Genomic DNA, 16,339 nt, shown 5'->3' with positions numbered 1-16,339 from the left:
GGCTTGCAATTCCCGTTTCAGCGCGGTCATCTGCCCCTTGCAATTGAAGGAGCAGGCGATGAGCTGGATCAAGACCATTCCGTTTCAGGACGCGACGGGCAAGCTGAGGAAGCTATATGAGCGGGTCACGGGGCCAGACAACAACGTGGACAACATCATGATGGCGCATTCCCTGCGCCCGCATTCGATGGAAGGGCATATGGCACTGTACAAAAACGTGCTGCACCATTCAGCCAACAAGGTCCCGAAGTGGTTTCTTGAGGCGTTGGGTGTTTGGGTCAGTTCCCTGAACCAATGCACATATTGCGTTGAGCATCATTTCAGCGGCTTGCAACGGTTGTTGGCGGATACGGACCGGGGCAATGCCATCCGTGCAGCGATTGAGGCCCAGACGCCGGAAACTGCGCCGTTGGATGGGGCGCAGATCGCCGCGATGCACTATGCGCGAAAACTGAACGAAACACCGGCAGGTATGGTTCACGCAGATATCCAAGCCCTGCGGGACGCTGGCTGGGATGACGGCGAAATCCTCGAGATCAATCAGGTCTGCGCCTATTTTTCTTATGCAAACCGCACGGTTCTTGGATTGGGATGCTCGACCAAAGGCGACATTCTGGGCTTGTCGCCCAACAACTCGGACGATCCCGCGGATTGGGGGCACCGCTAGGCTGTCGCCATCCAGCCCAGAATAGCCTGCGCGACAGCCCCGGGCCGCTGATGATGTAGCCAGTGGTCGGTGTCGGGGATGTCGATTCGGGTCAGGTCGGGGGCGAAGACCTCAAGCCCGGCGGTTGCCTCTGGTAAAAGGGCTTTGTCCTTCGGCCCCCATAGTAGCAGGTGCGGACAGCGCACCATAAGGCGCTCTGCCGGCAGGTTGGGCAGGTCAGTGCGCGGCGATCCGGGTTTCGCGACGACCAGAGGGGATGCGCGGTACCAGTTCAACATTGCCTCAAGCCGGCCTGGCCGGGCCCATTCGGTGCGGTACGCGCGCATCCGAGACTCTGATAGCCAATCGACGCCCACGCCGTGACGAAAGAAAACCTCAAGCTGGGCGAAGTTATCCGCCGAGAACTGCGCCGCCGCATCCGGTTTGCGAAACGCGTTGATGTATTGCGACGCCTTGGATTGTGCCCCTCCGGCAGCCATAGCCCGCTGAAACGGTGCCGGATGGACACCGTTGGCGATGATTAGGTGGCTGACCAGATCGGGTCGGAACATGGCCAGCCCATAGGCAACCGATGCACCCCAGTCGTGACCAAGAACGGTAAGTGGTGTCTTAAAGCGCTGGGCCAGAGTTGCCATGTCAGAAACAAGCTTTGACAGCGTGTAGTTCTCGGTACCTTCCGGACAGCAGCTTTGCCCATAGCCGCGTTGATCCGGGGCAAGGCAATGAAACCGGTCGCACAGATACGGGGCCAGATCGCTCCACGCCTCGCCGTATTCGGGAAAGCCATGCAGCATCAGCAGGGGCGGCGAGTCGGGTTTTCCCCAACTGCGCAGATAGAAGGACCGGCCGTTCAGGTCGATGAGTTTTGCATCCATGCTGTGATCTCCCGCAGGTAGCCTCACTGTGTAGAAGCAATTGTCAACTTGACCCGCGTCAAAGCGCAGAATCGCTTCTTCTGCTAGGGGTTCGGTCGGATAGCAAAAAAGGAAGAACTGAATGGACGCCGCGACACCAATCGAACATGCAGACCTGTCTGTCGAAATTAACCCCGAACCCACACCTGAGCCATCGCAGCCCAGCCCCGAGCGTATTCGGCAGGCATTCGAAAGCGGCAAATACCCTTATGGCCGCAAGATGGCACGCAGCAGCTATGAGGCGCAGAAAGCCCAATTGCAGGCCGAGCTGCTTAAGGTGCAGCTTTGGGCACAAGAGACGGGGCAGCGATTTGTTCTGTTGTTCGAAGGTCGCGATGCCGCAGGCAAGGGCGGCACGATCAAACGGTTCATGGAGCACCTGAACCCCCGTCAGGCGCGTGTCGTGGCGCTAAATAAACCTACGTGGGAGGAGAAGGGGCAGTGGTACTATCAGCGCTATATTCAAGAACTCCCCACCGTCGGTGAAATGGTCTTTTACGACCGCTCTTGGTATAATCGCGCAGGTGTTGAGCGCGTGATGGGCTTTTGCTCTCCAAACGAATATCTGGAGTTTATGCGGCAAACGCCTGAATTGGAGCGGATGTTGGTGCGATCCGGGCTTCAGCTGTACAAATATTGGTTCTCGGTCACACGGTCGGAACAGCAGAGACGCTTCAAAAGCCGTGAGACCGACCCACTGAAACAGTGGAAACTGTCACCGATCGACAAGGCCAGCCTTAATAAATGGGACGACTATACCGAGGCGAAAGAGGCGATGTTCTTCTACACCGACACCGCCGATGCGCCCTGGACAATCGTTAAATCAAATGACAAAAAGCGCGCCCGTCTGAACACGATGCGCCATTTTCTGTCGACGCTTGACTATCCTGACAAGGATCACGATATCGTCGGGCAACCTGATCCGCTGATCGTGGGACAGGCACATCACGTCATCCATCGGTCCGAACATATTCTGGGAAACTCCCTCCATCCCGATGCGCGTTAACAAACTGCGCCACCTCATTGCGAGAATAGGCTGGTCTTGAAATTTCATTGATCGCCTCTTGTCCCGGCCATTGGCCGGGCATAAGGCTGAGCCAATGAACAAGGTCATGACATATCGCGGACATTTCCGGGCCATAGCCGTTTTGGGTCTGCCGCTGATCGGTGGACACCTGGCGCAGTTCGCAATTGGCCTGACCGATACGATCATGCTGGGTTGGTATGGGGTCGAGGCGCTGGCCGCCGTGACGCTGGCCAGCAGCTATTTCTTCGTGCTCTTCCTGTTTGGAGCCGGATTTGGGTGGGCCGTGATGCCCATGGTCGCAACCGCAGCGGCCGAAGAGGATGAGACCAGCATCCGACGCTCGACCCGTATGGGGTTGTGGTTGTCGTTGATCTATGCGGCCCTGATGATACCCCTTTTATTGTGGTCATACCCAATCCTGATTGCGTTGAAACAGGAACCGGAAGTTGCTGAAACCGCGTCGAAATACCTGCGGATTGCGGGCTGGGGGCTGTTTCCCGCGCTGATTGTGATGGTGTTGAAGTCCTATCTGGCCGCGTTGGAACGCACCCAGATCGTTTTATGGATCACCGTTACCGCTGCTGTGGTCAATGCGGTTACGAACTATGCGCTGATCTTCGGCAACTGGGGCGCGCCGGAACTGGGGGTCATGGGGGCGGCAATCGCTTCGGTTTTGACGCAGATTGTGTCCCTGATCTTTGTTGTGATCTACGCTGTGCGCGTTTTGCCCGAGCACAACCTGTTCCAGCGTTTCTGGCGTCCGGATTGGGAGATGTTTGTAAGCGTTCTGCGTCTTGGTGTGCCGATTGGCCTGACCACGCTTGCTGAGGTCAGCTTGTTTGCGATGTCGGCCATCATGATGGGCTGGCTTGGGCAGGTGCCGCTTGCCGCGCATGGGATTGCACTGAACCTCGCCTCGGCCACATTCATGGTTCATCTGGGCCTGTCCAATGCGGCAACGATCCGGGCCGGGAACGCTCTGGGCCGGCGAGATCGTCCACATCTGGAAAAGGGTGCGATTGCAGTGACTGGGATGTCCTTGGTTATGTCCGTGCTGACGGTTATCCTGTTCCTGACCTGCGCCGAGCCGTTGATTTCATTGTTTATGGAGCCTGACGACCCGCTGCGGCCCCAGATTCTGGCTATTGGTACTGGCTTGTTGGCGATGGCCGCGCTGTTCCAGTTGGTGGATGGAGCGCAGGTAATAGCGCTGGGCCTGCTGCGCGGCTTGCAGGACGCCAAGATTCCGATGGTGATGGCGGGGCTCAGCTATTGGGTTGTGGGGATTCCCGCGTCTTACTATTTCGGCTTCGTTCGGGGTATGAACGGAATCGGCGTGTGGCTGGGCCTAGTCCTTGGCCTCGCCTGTGCTGCCGTTCTGCTGATGGCGCGGTTCTGGCTTCGATCAGTTCGAACGATAGCCTTGCCCGCAGTGTGACTTTTGCTTAGCCCTTGCTCAAACGGTCTGCCTTTTTGCGCACCAGAACCGAACGCAGATCGTGCATCGCCAGCAGCAATCGGTCGGTGACATCCTCAAGCTGCTGATCCGTGGCCTTTGATTGTGCCCATTGCGTGGTCAGGTTCAAATAGTCGACCGCGCGGTGAATATCGTCAATATCACGCTGCGCAAGCAGAGCTTTTCTCTCCTCCATCCAACGTGCGATTTCGGCCTGATCGGCTTCGCTGAGGGTGCGCTGGCCCTGCGGCTTAACCTCGCCATTGCGGATATTGATGACCGCGATCTGATCCATCTCGATCCGTCGCTGGCGGTTTTCAGTGTCGATCCTGAAAACGGCCGCGCCATTCTCGCGGATTCGAAAGTAGTATTCGGGCAGTTCAGCGGTCATCAATGTCTCCGGATCAGGTTAGCGATGCGCAGAAGCGCTGGATGCGGGTGCAGGCCTCGGTCAGAGCCTCGTCCGACGTTGCATAGCTGACCCGGAAATTCGGTGACAGGCCAAAGGCCGCACCGAATACAACGGCAACGTCCGCCTCTTCCAGCAGGGCAGTGACGAACGCTTCGTCCGTGTCGATCAACGTGCCCGCCGGGGTCGTTTTGCCGATCAGCCCGGCGATGGACGGGTAGACATAGAACGCACCCTCAGGTGTCGGGCAGGTGATACCTTCGATCTTGTTCAACATGCCAACCACAAGATCGCGACGACGTTTGAACGTTTCATTATTCGGGGCCAGGAAAGACTGTGTACCGTTCAGCGCCTCGATTGCGGCCCATTGACTGATCGAGCAGGGGTTTGACGTTGACTGCGACTGAACCTTGCGCATCGCAGCGATGATCTCGACCGGGCCAGCCGCATAGCCGATGCGCCAGCCGGTCATGGCATAGGCTTTCGACACACCGTTGCAGGTCAGCGTCCGGTCATAAAGGCTTGGTTCGACCTCTGCCGGAGTGCAGAATTCGAACCCGTCATAGGCCAGGTGTTCATACATATCGTCGGACATGATCCAGACATGCGGGTGGCGCTTCAGCACATCGGTCAGCGCCTTCAATTCATCGCGGCTGTAGCCGGCACCGGTTGGGTTTGACGGAGAGTTGAAGATGAACCACTTGGTCTTTGGCGTGATCGCGGCCTCAAGCTGTTCGGCGGTCAGTTTGAATCTGTTTTCCAGCGCCGTTTCAACAATGACCGGTGTGCCCCCGGCCAGCAGGACCATATCCGGGTAGCTGACCCAGTAGGGGGCGGGAATGATGACCTCGTCACCTTCGTTCATCGAAGCCATAAGCGCGTTATACAGCGTCTGTTTGCCACCAGACCCGATCGAGACTTGTGCTGGCGTGTAATCCAATCCGTGATCACGCTTCATCTTGGCGCAGACGGCTTGTTTCAACTCAGGTATGCCATCAGGAGCGGTGTATTTGGTTTTTCCCGCTGCGATGGCTGCAACGGCTGCGTCCTTGATGTTTTGCGGCGTGTCAAAATCAGGCTCACCTGCGCTCAGGCCGATGATGTCGCGCCCTGCTGCTTTTAATTCGGCGGCCTTGGCCGTTATCGCCATCGTGGGGGATGGTTTTACGCGTGACAGTGTCGCAGACAGGAAACTCATGGAAGGCCTCGGTTTGTATGTTCAACCTGACTGTCATAGGGTGCGCCAGAATGACGATCAAGCGATATGAAATACTGGATTGGAGACCCCGATGAATGACGAAAATGATTGGTTTGGACCAGAAGCGGCAACATTGGGCGACCGGCTGGCGGGTGCGCGCGAAGCGGCGGGTATGACACAATCTCAATTGGCGCGGCGTCTTGGGGTCAAAAAAGCGACGATTGCGGCCTGGGAAAACGATTTGTCCGAACCGCGCGCGAACCGCCTGTCAATGATTGCCGGGATGGTCAACGTGTCGATCATGTGGCTGCTGACTGGTGAGGGCGAGGGCATGGAAGCCCCAATCGAAGACGGTGAAACAAATCTTGAACTGGGAAGTGCGGTGGCAGAGCTGCGTGCGATCCGCGGCGAGATGCGGGCTTGCGCTGAACGAACAGCCCGGCTTGAGAAAAAACTTCGCTTGATGCTGGAGCAAGGAAAGTGACCGAAACACGGGACGTCATGATCAAGCGCATGCAGATGCGTTCGATGCGCCGCGGGATCAAAGAGATGGACCTGATCCTTTCTGCCTATGCCAAGCGCAATCTGGCGGCGATGGACGCGGCCGGTCTGGATTTGTACGACGCACTGCTTCATGAAAACGATCAGGACCTGTATCAATGGGTCACAGGGCAGGTTCCTTCACCCAAGGCCTATGCGGACCTGATTGCGGATATCGCTCAAACTTTTCAAAAATAAAAGAAATTCCAGTTTAACCGATTCTTGGGGAATTCGTTTCATGCTGCCTGAAACAGCGCGACTGAATCGGAGGGTCGGATGAGTATGGAAATGCAGGTCTCCGCGCCGGCAATCAATGGTTTCATGACCAGCTATCTTGAGGCGCTTGCCTTGGTTGAGCGGCTGCACCGTTTGCTTTTAGACGTCATCAAGGATGAGTTTGAGCGTGTCGGCATACTAGAGATCAACGCGGTTCAGGCCCTTTTGCTATTTAATATCGGCGATCATGAGGTAACGGCGGGCGAACTGAAAAGCCGAGGGTATTACCAAGGCAGCAATGTTAGCTACAACCTCAAGAAACTGGTCGAGATGGGCTATATGCACCATCAACGTTGCGAAATCGACAGGCGCTCGGTCCGGGTTCGCTTGACACCGCGCGGCCGGGAAATCCGCGATATCGTATCTGACCTGTTTGCACGCCACGCCGAAGGGTTGCAGACCCGTGGGGTCTTGGGGCTGGAAGGTATCGACGACATCACAACATCTCTGCGCAGGGTGGAACGCTACTGGACCGATCAAATCCGGTACATCTACTGATCAGGGGCGTGCGTCGGACAAGACTAATCCTTTGAGTTCCCGCATCAGTTTCCGGGTCATGGCATCTTCGAAGGCATCGAACCCCAATGCGACCTCGACAAAGGCATTTGGGCCGAGAATGACCCAGGTATTATAGTAGGCAGAAAGCTCTCCGACCTGCACATAACGCTTGTCACCGTGGCTTGGATCATCAGCGCCGATGACAAGACCATTGATGGTTACACCTGAGGATCGAAGCGTTTTCTTGGCGTCGCGCGGGTGGGTGCCAAGGTTGTGTTTGCCATCGCCAGAGAGGTCCAGCGTCCGCCTCCAGCACCCTGCCTGCTGTGACAGCAGCTCGGCCCCGTAAAGCATTGCTGCCCCAACAGCAGTTCCATGTGGCGCGGTACTGCGCTGTGTGTTGGTCAGCACCAAAGCGATCTGTTCAAGGTCTGCTTCTGCTTGAATGGTTGTCCAGTCCAGCAGCAAACGGTGATGGCCGGGCTCGCTCCACTCAAAAATCGCCAGGCGTACGGGCGGGGCAGTTTCGGACAGAATCAGCTGAGTGACTTCTGGCCGTTGCAATGCGGCTGCCAGTCCGTCCACTTGCAGGCGGTACTCAGCATTGTCCACGGATCCGGATACATCCAGCCCCAACGCCAAAGCTTGACGGCATTCCGCAGCGGCTGACCCGGCAATCACACTTAGGAATGCCGCCAAGACCCGCATCATTTTGGCGCCAACTCCTGCAATGCGCCGATCTGCAAGCTGGTTAATTCGCGCTCCAGTTTGCGTCGCATGGCACGTTCAAAATCCTCAAACCCTTGCGCAATTTCAAGAAAGGCACCCGGGCCGTACAGAACGTTGTTTTCGAAAAACGGGATCAGGTACAACTCACCTTCAAAATCGGCGGCGTTGATGACCAGCCCGTTGACCACTGTGTTCTCGAAAGGGAAATGCCGATAGGCCGAAGCCGGCCCGTATCCGTCATTGTTTGACCCGTCGCCGGATAGATCAATGGTCTGGAACAGGCAGGGGGGCGCTTGCTGCATCAGTGTGGCGCCAAAAGCCAGAGCATACCCCATTGCCGTGGCCGATCCACTGTCAGACCGAACCGATTGCTGCACTGTCGCCGCAGCCGCCAACAGATCGGCCTGAGTGCTGATCATTGTCCAGTTCAGGATAATGCGCTGGTTTGTGCGCCCGCTCCATTCATACACGGCCAAGGCTACGGGCATGGGGGAAGAAAAAAACGCCTGCGTTACCTCTGGGGCGACCAGAGCGGCTGCCAACCCCTGTCGTTGCAATGCGTCCTCTGTCGCATCTACCGAGGTAGAGATATCCATGGCCAAGGCCAGGGCAAGGCGGCAGGTTTCAGCCCGAAGCGGGTTGGCCAACGCAGCCAACCCCATTGCTGTCAGCCACCGATTCACCAGTGGCCGGTGCTTTCCATGCTGGCCCAAGGCTCTGCGGGCTCTAGCGCATCCCCGTTTTGCAGCAGTTCGACCGAAATATTGTCGGGTGAGCGAACAAAGGCCATGCGGCCGTCCCGCGGCGGGCGATTGATAACCACACCGTTGTCCTGAAGGTGCTGGCAGGTCTCGTAGATATTGTCGACGCCATAGGCGAGATGTCCGAAGTGACGGCTGTCGCTGGGCAACGCGTCGTCCCCATCCCAGTTGTACGTAAGCTCGATCGGCCGGTCCTCTTGCCCCGGAGGTGCCATGAAGATCAGCGAGAATCGCCCTTGTTCACTGTCATAGCGGCGCGTTTCCTTCAGACCCAGGAGTTCGTAGAACGCCATCGACTTCTCCAGATCCTTCACGCGGACCATGGTGTGAAGATATGTCAACCCCATAGTGGCTTCCTTTCTGTTCAGGTAATACAGGGCACCTTAGCGCGCGGACTAAGGGTGTCGAGGGGCAGCAGGGACACATTTTTGCGTAACAGAAAATGAGCGCACATATCGCGGTTCCGGTCGAAGTATTGCCGATATATAGTGGTACACGACTCATTGCTGGAAAGGAAATTTCATGCCGCTGTCCTCTGACCAACTGGCCGAGATCGAAGCGCAACGGGCGCAATCGCATCCCACACGCCGCGTTGTGGCTGCGGGTATGGAAGAGCACCTGTATACAGCGCATCAGGTGCTGGACCACGGATTTGTGCGTGTAATTGACTATATGGGTGATGACGCCGCGATCTGTCAGGCGGCACGGGTATCATACGGCAAGGGCACCAAATCCGTTCAGAATGACGAAGGCTTGATCCGCTATCTGATGCGTCATTGGCATTCGACCCCGTTCGAGATGTGTGAGGTCAAGCTACATGTCAAATTGCCCGTATTTGTTGCCCGGCAATGGATTCGCCATCGTACGGCGAATGTGAACGAATACTCTGCGCGCTACTCGATTTTGGATCGTGAGTTTTATATTCCGGCACCCGATCACGTGGCAGCACAATCCGAAGTCAACAATCAGGGCCGCGGCTCTGCTTTGGAAGGTGAAGAGGCGGTACGAGTTCTGGATATCCTCAAGGCGGATAGCGCGCGCTGCTATGATAATTACGAAGCAATGATCAGCCAGGATGGCCAACAGGGGCTGGCACGTGAACTGGCACGGATGAACCTGCCCGCCAATATCTACACACAGTGGTACTGGAAGGTTGACCTGCACAATCTGTTCCACTTCCTGCGTCTGCGGGCCGACCCGCACGCCCAATACGAAATCCGCGTCTACGCCGAGACTATGTGCAAGATCGTCGCCGACTGGGTGCCCTTCGCCTACAAAGCGTTTGAAGATTACCGTCTGGGCGCGGTCAATCTTTCAGCGCAAATGGTCGACTGCCTGCGCAGGATGCTGGCGGGTGAGGCGGTGACACAGGAAAATTCCAGAATGACTGCGCGGGAATGGCGTGAGTTCGAGGCGGTTATTCGAAAGGCTTAATTTCGCATATCGTTTGTCTATACAAATCGGCGTAAAACCGTTACAAACGAGGTATGATCCGAACTGCTGCGATAAGTATGGTCTGCCTGTGCCTGACGTTGGTACCGGCAGCATATGCAAAATCCCCGATTGCCGAGGTGATTTATGAGCCAACTTCTCGTATGCACGAAAAACTGACCCGCCAATTCCGCGCAAAACGCACAGCAACCGGCGTCCGCAGCCCCGAGCAAGTGATGGAGGTTTGGACGAGCAAATCAGGGGATTGGACGATGTTTATGACCTATGCCACCGTAACTCATGTATCGTCGCGATGGGTCACGACTGGTACACTCATGCCGCTGAAGACCCGGCACGAGGGTAAGGCGCTTTGACCTTTTGGGAAGCGGTCAACGGCCGTCAATTGGCCGTTGGCCTATTTTGACCGCCCGCTCTATGCGGGGCTGTTTTACAACGGCTTCAAATCAGCTGCCATTTGGCGACCGTCACGTCCGTCTTGTAACTCGTACGAGACTTTCTGATTGTCAGCCAGCCCAGTCAGCCCAGACCGTTCAACGGCCGAGATGTGAACAAATACGTCCTTGCCGCCTTCATCAGGCGCAATAAAGCCGTAGCCTTTAGTGGTATTAAACCATTTCACGGTGCCAGTTGGCATTTCCCGTGTCTCCTTCTACTTGCACGTTGTCCCACAAAATTGGTGGGGGCAGTGATTGACGTCGCCGCAAATCATAGCCGTGCCGCACATGCGATACAGCCCGAAATGCGTATTTCGTCTTTTTCAACATTGCACGGTAAAGTAAAAAATCAAGAATTACCGACGTGCGCGTAGAAAAATGCTGAAAATTCAATCAAAAAAAGGAAGACCCAAGATATGCGCCTTTTTGGCCTGAAAACCTGTGATACCTGCCGTAAAGCATTGAAAACACTTACAGATGTCAAGTTCTTCGACGTTCGCAGCGACGGTGTGCCTGAGAATGTGTTGCAACAGGCGCTGGATCGTTTCGGCGAGGCTTTGCTCAACACACGCTCAACAACATGGCGCGGATTGGACGATGCTCAGCGCGCGCGGCCGCCGCTAGAGCTGCTGGCAGATCATCCAACCCTGATGAAGCGCCCTTTGATTGAGCGTGACGGAGAGCTTTTCCTGGGATGGTCGCCGCAGACACGGGCAGGTCTTGGCGTCGAGTAAACGGGTAATTATGTGAATTGTCGCAAGTAAGAGGGTAATGAATGCGCAACGCAGCTATGATTTTGGGCGTCATCGCCGGTCTGATCGGTATGATCGTTGGCTTTTTCGGCTATGGATACGTCGAACTGATCGACCGGTACGGAGAGATCGAGGGTTTTGCCGAGCAGGTCGACAACGCGCAGGTCATACAGATCGCTTCGATCATCGCGCCGTTGCTGGCAATTGCCGGTGGTGCGATGGCCCATGCACGGGCACTGTTTGGAGGCGTGTTGTTACTGATTTCAGCAGCCGGGATGTACTACGCGTTTGGCTTTAACGTGTTTACCATGTTCCCGGTTGCGTTCGCGGCCGTGGCGGGCCTCCTTGGGCTAGCCGCGGGTAAACCGGACCAGCCCAAGGCGCATTTTTAGATCACTTGATCTTTAGGATACGGTCCAGTGAAAGCGGACCGGCACCGTTGATGACGATCACCAGAAACAGGAACGACCAGATTGTACGATCGTCCAGCAAGGTCGTCGCATTGCTGAAGTAGCTACCCAGCGCAGCACCGTGGCCGGTGACGTCCACAATGGTCTGCACCCAGACAAATGCGATCATACCAAGTGCCGCAAAGCGCGACAGCAGACCGACAACGATCATTGCTGGCAGCAGGAATTCAGCCCAGGTGCCTGCCAGGGCGATCGCCCAGTGAATAAGACCCAATTGCGAGCTGTCATAGCTGACCGCTTCCATCGCCTTGGGGAAGATCTGTACATAGGCGCCGTCGGATGGGAACAGGAAGCCAAAGAAACCGTTGCCCAGTTTCGTCATTGCGGAGTTCCAGTAATACACCAGCATTGTTGCCGCAAAGACCACCCGGGCCAACGTTGGTGTCAACCAGTCAGAGGTCAACTCCAGTCGTCCCAGAGTGTTGTTGTGTAATGAGATCAGGGCAGTCATTTTGCCAGCCTTTCGATAATCACAGAAGTTATTGCGCCGCCTTGTAAAAGAAGCGCCAGAGTGGCCCCAAGGTCAAACTCGGGGGATTGTGCCGCTGTTTCTTCAAACGCGACACCAATGGTTTTTCCGGCCTGAAGGCCCGCAATCCATTGCGCACCACCGGCTGGCAGTAGCTGTGGAAGCGGGTCATATTCGGGCCGTGTAATCAGAACGTCCTGGGCACCGGGTTCGGGTTTTGGTGCGCCTTCTTCGGAGTTGAAACGCCAGATGGAATAAATTGGCCAGTCAGAGCGCAGAACCTGCATCGACGGGGCAAATTCCAAGCGCGCGTTCATGATATCCTCGGGTGGAAGCGCCAGCGCATCCGCCGGGGCAGCCTGGCTATCCGCAGCGTGGTAGGCGCGACGCAAGGCCAGCTCTAGCCGTGCGACATCAGGTAGGTAGCCAAGATGTGAAAGCTGCTCTATTCCGGCCAGAAAGTCCGGGAACGCCTCGCCATAGAACATCATCAGGGGTGATGAGGGCGGATGCTGGCGCAGATAGATTCCGGACAAGCCATCCATGTTTTGCGCCCCAAGCAGTTTCGCAATAACAGGAAAGGCCTGATGCATCGCTTCTGTGAGCGAAGCCGCCACGTTGTTCCGATATACGTTGAACCGGCGCCCAGCGGGGTGTGCGGCAGCGTCCAGAAGCCCCTCTGGGATGGCTGCAGACGGGTCCAGCAGCGCAGCGTGAAAAGCTGTCTGAGAAACGGTCATGCCGGTACTCGATCCAGTGCTGCCTGCGCGCGGTCAGCTTCAGCCCGCAATACGGGCCAGTCAGGGACATCGGTGTCCCATTCAACCAGCAATGGTTTGGGGCCGGACTTTTCAAGAACGTAGTCCAGCAGCGCCCAGACCGGGTCGACAACCTCACGCCCGTGACTGTCGATCAACAGGGGGTGGCCGTGGTCATCCTGATCCTCATCATGGCCGCCAAGATGAATTTCGCCAACTCTATCTAAGGGATAGGCGTCGATATAGCCCTGCGGTGAGAAATCCAGGTTGGTGGCCGATACGAACACATTGTTTACGTCCAGCAACAATCCACATCCGGTACGCTGTGAGACCTCGCGCAGGAAATCAGGTTCGGACCAGGTGCTTTCCTCGAATGCGAGATAGCTGGAGGGGTTTTCAAGCAGCATTTGCCGCCCCACAACCTCTTGTACCTGATCAATATGTTCACAGACGCGGGCCAGCGTTGCGTCCGCATAAGGAAGAGGTAGAAGGTCGTTCAGGAAATGGCTGTCATGCGTTGACCAGGCCAAGTGTTCAGAAAAACTGGCAGGGTCCAGCCAGCCGAGCAAATGCTTCAGACGTGCCAGATGCTCGGCATCCAGCGGACCTTCCCCCCCGATTGACAGGCCGACGCCATGAACCGAAATCGGAAACTTTTCGGAGAGATGCCGTAGCTGGGCAAGAGGCCGCCCACCATCGCCCATATAGTTCTCGGCATGAATCTCTAGCCACGCGACGGGCTGCGCCTGTTCAAGTATCTGCGCAAAATGCTGCGGTTTGTATCCAACGCCCGGCGCCGCGGGCAGACGGTTTGACCTGAGTGCATCATCCAACATTGCCAGATCCTCGATTACGAAGAACAAAGGGCGGGCGTTATGGCCCGCCCTCGAATTTTTAGAACAAGTTCTTATGCCGGCAGGTCGCGGTCTTGTGCTTCCAGCGAACCTTTGCGCGGAGTACCATCGGCTTGTGCCGGCAGTTCGATATCTGCGCAGGTGCCTGCATCAACAAGGGTCCATGCGTTGCCCTGATAGTCGACAGTCGAGCTGCCTGCGCAGGTGGTGCCGGGACCCGCGGCACAGTCATTCTCACCAGCCAGCGAAATGCCGTAGCACTTTTCTTTGGCCTGAGCGGTTGCGGTGGTTGCGGTGCCTGCAACTGCTGCTGCTACGGCGCTTGCGATAACTAGGGTTTTTGCTGTGTTCGACATCTCGGTGTTCCTTTTGGTGACTGCGTATGTCTGTTTTAACGATAACAAAGGTAATGGCTTGTCGGGCAGAGTTGAATTCACGAGCCCGTGTCTCACAAGCCCGTCAGGATAAGTCATGCCCTATTGCAAGTTAACAGACTGTTTTAGAATTGAAAAATGACAAATATTTCAACCCGGCCCCGCAATCAGGGCCGGATTTTCGGCAATTTGGTGCCAATGTTACATCAGATCAGGCGGGGTGGCGGCGTTGGAAAGCTCGTTTGTTACAGCCTCAAGCGATTGAACCTGCGTTTGTTTTTCACCCAGACGGCGGACTGTCACAGTACGTTCCTCGACCTCGCGGTGACCCACGGCCAGGATAACCGGAACCTTGCTGACCGAGTGTTCGCGGACCTTGTAGTTGATCTTTTCGTTGCGGATATCTGCTTCGGCACGCACACCGGTTGACTTGAGGGCCTCGACCACTTCCATGACGTAGTCGTCGGCCTCGGACGTGATCGAGGCGACAACAACCTGACGCGGCGCAAGCCAGAAGGGCAGCTTGCCCGCGTGTTCTTCGATCAGGATGCCGATGAAGCGCTCGAACGAGCCCAAACACGCACGGTGCAGCATGTAGGGGCGGTGCTTTGCCCCGTCGGCGCCAATAAAGTTGGCATCCAGCCGTTCCGGCAGGTTCGGGTCGACTTGCAAGGTGCCGCATTGCCATGTCCGGCCGATGGCATCGGTTAGCGTGAATTCCAGCTTGGGACCATAAAACGCGCCTTCGCCTTCCAGCAGTTCGTAGTCATAACCTGCCGCCTTGCAGGCATCGCCCAGAGCCTTTTCCACGAAATCCCAGCTTTCGTCTGTACCAATCCGCTTTTCCGGGCGAGTGGAAAGTTTGATCGTCCAGTCGTGGAAACCCAAATCGGCATAGACACTGGACAGGAATGCGATGAACTTGGCGGTTTCGGATTCGATCTGATCCTCGGCGCAGAAGATGTGTCCATCGTCCTGCGTGAAGCCACGAACGCGCATGATGCCGTGCAAGGCGCCAGAAGGTTCGTACCGCGCACACGACCCGAACTCGGCCATGCGCAGGGGTAGGTCGCGATAAGATTTCAGGCCCTGATTGAACACCTGCACGTGGCATGGGCAGTTCATCGGTTTCAGTGCATTGATTGCCTTTTCGCGGGCGTGCTCTTCGTCCACTTCGACGATGAACATGTTCTCCTGATACTTGTCCCAGTGGCCCGAAGCCTCCCACAATTTGCGGTCGACCACCTGGGGTGTGTTCACCTCGACATAACCGTCACGCTCCTGCATTCGGCGCATGTAATCCTGCAAGGTGGTATAAATTTTCCAGCCGTTAGGATGCCAGAAGACCTGACCGGGGGCTTCTTCCTGCATGTGGTAGAGGTTCATCTCGCGGCCCAGCTTGCGGTGGTCGCGCTTTGCCGCCTCTTCCAGCATATTCAGGTGGGCTTTCAGCTTTTCTTTGCCGGTGAATGCCACGCCGTAGATACGCTGCAGCATCGCGCGGTCGCTATCGCCGCGCCAATATGCGCCCGCGATAGACATCAGCTTGAAGGCATCACCCGGAAGTTGGCCGGTGTGTTGCAAATGCGGGCCACGGCACAGATCCTGCCAATGGCCGTGCCAGTACATGCGCAGCGGCTCATCGCCCGGAATCGATTCGATCAACTCGACCTTGTAGGGCTCATTATTGGCCTTGTAGAACTCGATCGCGCGGTGACGGTCCCAAACCTCGGTGGTGACGGGATCGCGCTTATTGATGATCTCTTTCATCTTTTTCTCGATGAGGCCAAGATCTTCGGGCGTAAAAGGCTCTTCGCGGTCAAAGTCGTAGTACCAGCCGTTTTCGATAACGGGGCCGATAGTGACTTTGGTCGCGGGCCAGATTTCCTGTACCGCGCGGGCCATGACATGCGCCAGATCGTGGCGGATCAGTTCATTGGCCTGAACCTCATCCTTCATGGTGTGGATGGCGATGTCCGCGTCGGCTTCGATGGGCCATTGCAGATCCCAGTGCTGACCATTCACCGTGGCCGAGATGGCCTTTTTCGCCAACGAGGTTGAAATATCGGCAGCCACCTGCGCCGGTGTAACGCCTGCGTCGTATGATCGTGCATTGCCATCGGGAAAGGTGAGTGAGACGGATTTTGCATCCAGGGCCATATCGGCTCTCCTCGTCGGTTTGGCGCCCACTGAACGCCCGGTTGCGGGTTATGTGTGTTCGGCCCATGTGGCAGGTGGTGGCGTGTGTGTCAAGGGTGGTGGCGAGGGGCCAGCCCCTCGCGCTCCCCGGGATATTTAGGG

General features: G+C 56.5%; 22 protein-coding genes. 10 read left to right on the top strand and 12 right to left on the bottom strand.

The genetic code is table 11. The annotated features are described in order from the left end of the window. Positions 1-58: 58 nt before the first annotated feature. Entirely contained in the window at positions 59-667 is a 609-nt protein-coding gene (locus AC2FIT_RS02280) for a carboxymuconolactone decarboxylase family protein (RefSeq protein ID WP_496826220.1), read from the top strand. Here AC2FIT_RS02280 and AC2FIT_RS02275 read toward each other — a convergent pair. After that, positions 664-1,542: an alpha/beta fold hydrolase gene (locus AC2FIT_RS02275; protein WP_496826218.1), complete on the bottom strand. Its 879-nt coding sequence runs from the start codon at positions 1,540-1,542 to the stop codon at positions 664-666. The two genes, AC2FIT_RS02280 and AC2FIT_RS02275, sit on opposite strands and share 4 nt — an antisense overlap. A gap of 121 nt (positions 1,543-1,663) precedes the next feature. Here AC2FIT_RS02275 and ppk2 point away from each other — a divergent pair, with 121 nt between their 5' ends. Further along, the gene (gene ppk2 / locus AC2FIT_RS02270) at positions 1,664-2,587 is read left to right on the top strand and encodes a polyphosphate kinase 2 (RefSeq protein WP_496826216.1); all 924 of its coding nucleotides are present in this window, start codon (positions 1,664-1,666) and stop codon (positions 2,585-2,587) included. Positions 2,588-2,681: 94 nt separating this feature from the next. Continuing rightward, entirely contained in the window at positions 2,682-4,046 is a 1,365-nt protein-coding gene (locus AC2FIT_RS02265) for an MATE family efflux transporter (RefSeq protein ID WP_496826214.1), read from the top strand. A gap of 7 nt (positions 4,047-4,053) precedes the next feature. On the opposite strand, the gene AC2FIT_RS02260 is transcribed toward AC2FIT_RS02265, so the two are convergent. Further along, positions 4,054-4,455, bottom strand: coding sequence for a hypothetical protein (locus AC2FIT_RS02260; protein WP_496826212.1), 402 nt, complete (start codon positions 4,453-4,455; stop codon positions 4,054-4,056). A gap of 13 nt (positions 4,456-4,468) precedes the next feature. After that, a complete protein-coding gene (locus tag AC2FIT_RS02255) occupies positions 4,469-5,671 on the bottom strand; it encodes a pyridoxal phosphate-dependent aminotransferase (protein ID WP_496826210.1) in 1,203 nt (400 codons plus the stop codon). Positions 5,672-5,762: 91 nt separating this feature from the next. Here AC2FIT_RS02255 and AC2FIT_RS02250 point away from each other — a divergent pair, with 91 nt between their 5' ends. From AC2FIT_RS02250 to AC2FIT_RS02240, 3 genes are all read left to right on the top strand, one after another. After that, positions 5,763-6,155: a helix-turn-helix domain-containing protein gene (locus AC2FIT_RS02250; protein ID WP_475183264.1), complete on the top strand. Its 393-nt coding sequence runs from the start codon at positions 5,763-5,765 to the stop codon at positions 6,153-6,155. Beyond that, positions 6,152-6,409, top strand: a complete 258-nt coding sequence (locus AC2FIT_RS02245; protein ID WP_205626520.1) for a succinate dehydrogenase assembly factor 2 — start codon at positions 6,152-6,154, stop codon at positions 6,407-6,409. Before AC2FIT_RS02250 ends, AC2FIT_RS02245 begins: the two co-directional genes overlap by 4 nt. Positions 6,410-6,487: 78 nt before the next feature. Further along, positions 6,488-6,985, top strand: a complete 498-nt coding sequence (locus tag AC2FIT_RS02240) for a MarR family winged helix-turn-helix transcriptional regulator (RefSeq protein ID WP_496826208.1) — start codon at positions 6,488-6,490, stop codon at positions 6,983-6,985. On the opposite strand, the gene AC2FIT_RS02235 is transcribed toward AC2FIT_RS02240, so the two are convergent. Genes AC2FIT_RS02235 through AC2FIT_RS02225 form a run of 3 tightly spaced genes read right to left on the bottom strand, consistent with a single transcriptional unit; the run spans position 6,986 to position 8,822 of the window. Next, positions 6,986-7,696: a DUF1194 domain-containing protein gene (locus tag AC2FIT_RS02235; protein WP_496826206.1), complete on the bottom strand. Its 711-nt coding sequence runs from the start codon at positions 7,694-7,696 to the stop codon at positions 6,986-6,988. Further along, complete coding sequence (locus tag AC2FIT_RS02230; protein ID WP_496826505.1) at positions 7,693-8,376, bottom strand: DUF1194 domain-containing protein; 684 nt, start codon at positions 8,374-8,376, stop codon at positions 7,693-7,695. Before AC2FIT_RS02230 ends, AC2FIT_RS02235 begins: the two co-directional genes overlap by 4 nt. Before the next feature lie 17 nt (positions 8,377-8,393). Continuing rightward, positions 8,394-8,822, bottom strand: a complete 429-nt coding sequence (locus AC2FIT_RS02225; protein ID WP_496826204.1) for a VOC family protein — start codon at positions 8,820-8,822, stop codon at positions 8,394-8,396. Positions 8,823-8,997: 175 nt separating this feature from the next. On the opposite strand from AC2FIT_RS02225, the gene thyX reads away from it, so the two are divergent. After that, positions 8,998-9,909 (top strand): FAD-dependent thymidylate synthase, encoded by a 912-nt coding sequence (gene thyX / locus AC2FIT_RS02220; RefSeq protein ID WP_496826202.1) that lies wholly within the window; start codon positions 8,998-9,000, stop codon positions 9,907-9,909. A gap of 53 nt (positions 9,910-9,962) precedes the next feature. Continuing rightward, positions 9,963-10,280, top strand: a complete 318-nt coding sequence (locus AC2FIT_RS02215; RefSeq protein ID WP_496826200.1) for a hypothetical protein — start codon at positions 9,963-9,965, stop codon at positions 10,278-10,280. Between the two features lie 74 nt (positions 10,281-10,354). Here the strand turns inward: AC2FIT_RS02215 and AC2FIT_RS02210 are convergent, their stop codons facing one another. After that, positions 10,355-10,561, bottom strand: a complete 207-nt coding sequence (locus tag AC2FIT_RS02210) for a cold-shock protein (protein WP_008758035.1) — start codon at positions 10,559-10,561, stop codon at positions 10,355-10,357. Between the two features lie 216 nt (positions 10,562-10,777). Between AC2FIT_RS02210 and AC2FIT_RS02205 the strand changes: the two genes are divergently transcribed. Both AC2FIT_RS02205 and AC2FIT_RS02200 read left to right on the top strand, forming a co-directional pair. Then, a complete protein-coding gene (locus tag AC2FIT_RS02205; RefSeq protein ID WP_496826199.1) occupies positions 10,778-11,095 on the top strand; it encodes an ArsC/Spx/MgsR family protein in 318 nt (105 codons plus the stop codon). Between the two features lie 41 nt (positions 11,096-11,136). Continuing rightward, positions 11,137-11,505 (top strand): hypothetical protein, encoded by a 369-nt coding sequence (locus tag AC2FIT_RS02200; protein WP_496826197.1) that lies wholly within the window; start codon positions 11,137-11,139, stop codon positions 11,503-11,505. Between the two features lies 1 nt (position 11,506). On the opposite strand, the gene AC2FIT_RS02195 is transcribed toward AC2FIT_RS02200, so the two are convergent. The 5 genes from AC2FIT_RS02195 to thrS all read right to left on the bottom strand — a co-directional run bounded on the left by AC2FIT_RS02195 (position 11,507) and on the right by thrS (position 16,198). Next, positions 11,507-12,034, bottom strand: coding sequence for a DoxX family protein (locus tag AC2FIT_RS02195; RefSeq protein WP_496826195.1), 528 nt, complete (start codon positions 12,032-12,034; stop codon positions 11,507-11,509). Continuing rightward, positions 12,031-12,792 carry an HvfC/BufC family peptide modification chaperone gene (locus tag AC2FIT_RS02190; protein WP_496826193.1) on the bottom strand — a complete coding sequence of 254 codons (762 nt, stop codon included), beginning with the start codon at positions 12,790-12,792 and terminating at the stop codon, positions 12,031-12,033. Before AC2FIT_RS02190 ends, AC2FIT_RS02195 begins: the two co-directional genes overlap by 4 nt. Continuing rightward, positions 12,789-13,646 (bottom strand): MNIO family bufferin maturase, encoded by an 858-nt coding sequence (gene bufB / locus AC2FIT_RS02185; RefSeq protein WP_496826191.1) that lies wholly within the window; start codon positions 13,644-13,646, stop codon positions 12,789-12,791. Before bufB ends, AC2FIT_RS02190 begins: the two co-directional genes overlap by 4 nt. A gap of 71 nt (positions 13,647-13,717) precedes the next feature. Further along, entirely contained in the window at positions 13,718-14,020 is a 303-nt protein-coding gene (locus AC2FIT_RS02180; RefSeq protein WP_068332193.1) for a BufA1 family periplasmic bufferin-type metallophore, read from the bottom strand. A gap of 219 nt (positions 14,021-14,239) precedes the next feature. Continuing rightward, the gene (thrS, locus tag AC2FIT_RS02175; protein ID WP_496826188.1) at positions 14,240-16,198 is read right to left on the bottom strand and encodes a threonine--tRNA ligase; all 1,959 of its coding nucleotides are present in this window, start codon (positions 16,196-16,198) and stop codon (positions 14,240-14,242) included. Between the last annotated feature and the right edge of the window lie 141 nt (positions 16,199-16,339).

It is taken from the genome of Ruegeria sp. YTSA135 (genome assembly GCF_059610165.1).
Note: the sequence above shows the minus strand (reverse complement) of the source record. Positions and strands in the feature narration are given on the sequence as shown.

What these genes read in the sequence shown, in the direction of transcription:
- thrS (WP_496826188.1), bottom strand. Translation starts at nt 16,198, where the DNA reads ATGGCCCTGGATGCAAAATCCGTCTCACTCACCTTTCCCGATGGCAAT.
- AC2FIT_RS02235 (WP_496826206.1), bottom strand. Translation starts at nt 7,696, where the DNA reads ATGATGCGGGTCTTGGCGGCATTCCTAAGTGTGATTGCCGGGTCAGCC.
- AC2FIT_RS02225 (WP_496826204.1), bottom strand. Translation starts at nt 8,822, where the DNA reads ATGGGGTTGACATATCTTCACACCATGGTCCGCGTGAAGGATCTGGAG.
- AC2FIT_RS02230 (WP_496826505.1), bottom strand. Translation starts at nt 8,376, where the DNA reads ATGGGGTTGGCTGCGTTGGCCAACCCGCTTCGGGCTGAAACCTGCCGC.
- AC2FIT_RS02250 (WP_475183264.1), top strand. Translation starts at nt 5,763, where the DNA reads ATGAATGACGAAAATGATTGGTTTGGACCAGAAGCGGCAACATTGGGC.
- bufB (WP_496826191.1), bottom strand. Translation starts at nt 13,646, where the DNA reads ATGTTGGATGATGCACTCAGGTCAAACCGTCTGCCCGCGGCGCCGGGC.
- AC2FIT_RS02260 (WP_496826212.1), bottom strand. Translation starts at nt 4,455, where the DNA reads ATGACCGCTGAACTGCCCGAATACTACTTTCGAATCCGCGAGAATGGC.
- AC2FIT_RS02280 (WP_496826220.1), top strand. Translation starts at nt 59, where the DNA reads ATGAGCTGGATCAAGACCATTCCGTTTCAGGACGCGACGGGCAAGCTG.
- AC2FIT_RS02210 (WP_008758035.1), bottom strand. Translation starts at nt 10,561, where the DNA reads ATGCCAACTGGCACCGTGAAATGGTTTAATACCACTAAAGGCTACGGC.
- ppk2 (WP_496826216.1), top strand. Translation starts at nt 1,664, where the DNA reads ATGGACGCCGCGACACCAATCGAACATGCAGACCTGTCTGTCGAAATT.
- AC2FIT_RS02200 (WP_496826197.1), top strand. Translation starts at nt 11,137, where the DNA reads ATGCGCAACGCAGCTATGATTTTGGGCGTCATCGCCGGTCTGATCGGT.
- AC2FIT_RS02215 (WP_496826200.1), top strand. Translation starts at nt 9,963, where the DNA reads ATGATCCGAACTGCTGCGATAAGTATGGTCTGCCTGTGCCTGACGTTG.
- AC2FIT_RS02265 (WP_496826214.1), top strand. Translation starts at nt 2,682, where the DNA reads ATGAACAAGGTCATGACATATCGCGGACATTTCCGGGCCATAGCCGTT.
- AC2FIT_RS02205 (WP_496826199.1), top strand. Translation starts at nt 10,778, where the DNA reads ATGCGCCTTTTTGGCCTGAAAACCTGTGATACCTGCCGTAAAGCATTG.
- thyX (WP_496826202.1), top strand. Translation starts at nt 8,998, where the DNA reads ATGCCGCTGTCCTCTGACCAACTGGCCGAGATCGAAGCGCAACGGGCG.
- AC2FIT_RS02240 (WP_496826208.1), top strand. Translation starts at nt 6,488, where the DNA reads ATGAGTATGGAAATGCAGGTCTCCGCGCCGGCAATCAATGGTTTCATG.
- AC2FIT_RS02180 (WP_068332193.1), bottom strand. Translation starts at nt 14,020, where the DNA reads ATGTCGAACACAGCAAAAACCCTAGTTATCGCAAGCGCCGTAGCAGCA.
- AC2FIT_RS02275 (WP_496826218.1), bottom strand. Translation starts at nt 1,542, where the DNA reads ATGGATGCAAAACTCATCGACCTGAACGGCCGGTCCTTCTATCTGCGC.
- AC2FIT_RS02195 (WP_496826195.1), bottom strand. Translation starts at nt 12,034, where the DNA reads ATGACTGCCCTGATCTCATTACACAACAACACTCTGGGACGACTGGAG.
- AC2FIT_RS02255 (WP_496826210.1), bottom strand. Translation starts at nt 5,671, where the DNA reads ATGAGTTTCCTGTCTGCGACACTGTCACGCGTAAAACCATCCCCCACG.
- AC2FIT_RS02190 (WP_496826193.1), bottom strand. Translation starts at nt 12,792, where the DNA reads ATGACCGTTTCTCAGACAGCTTTTCACGCTGCGCTGCTGGACCCGTCT.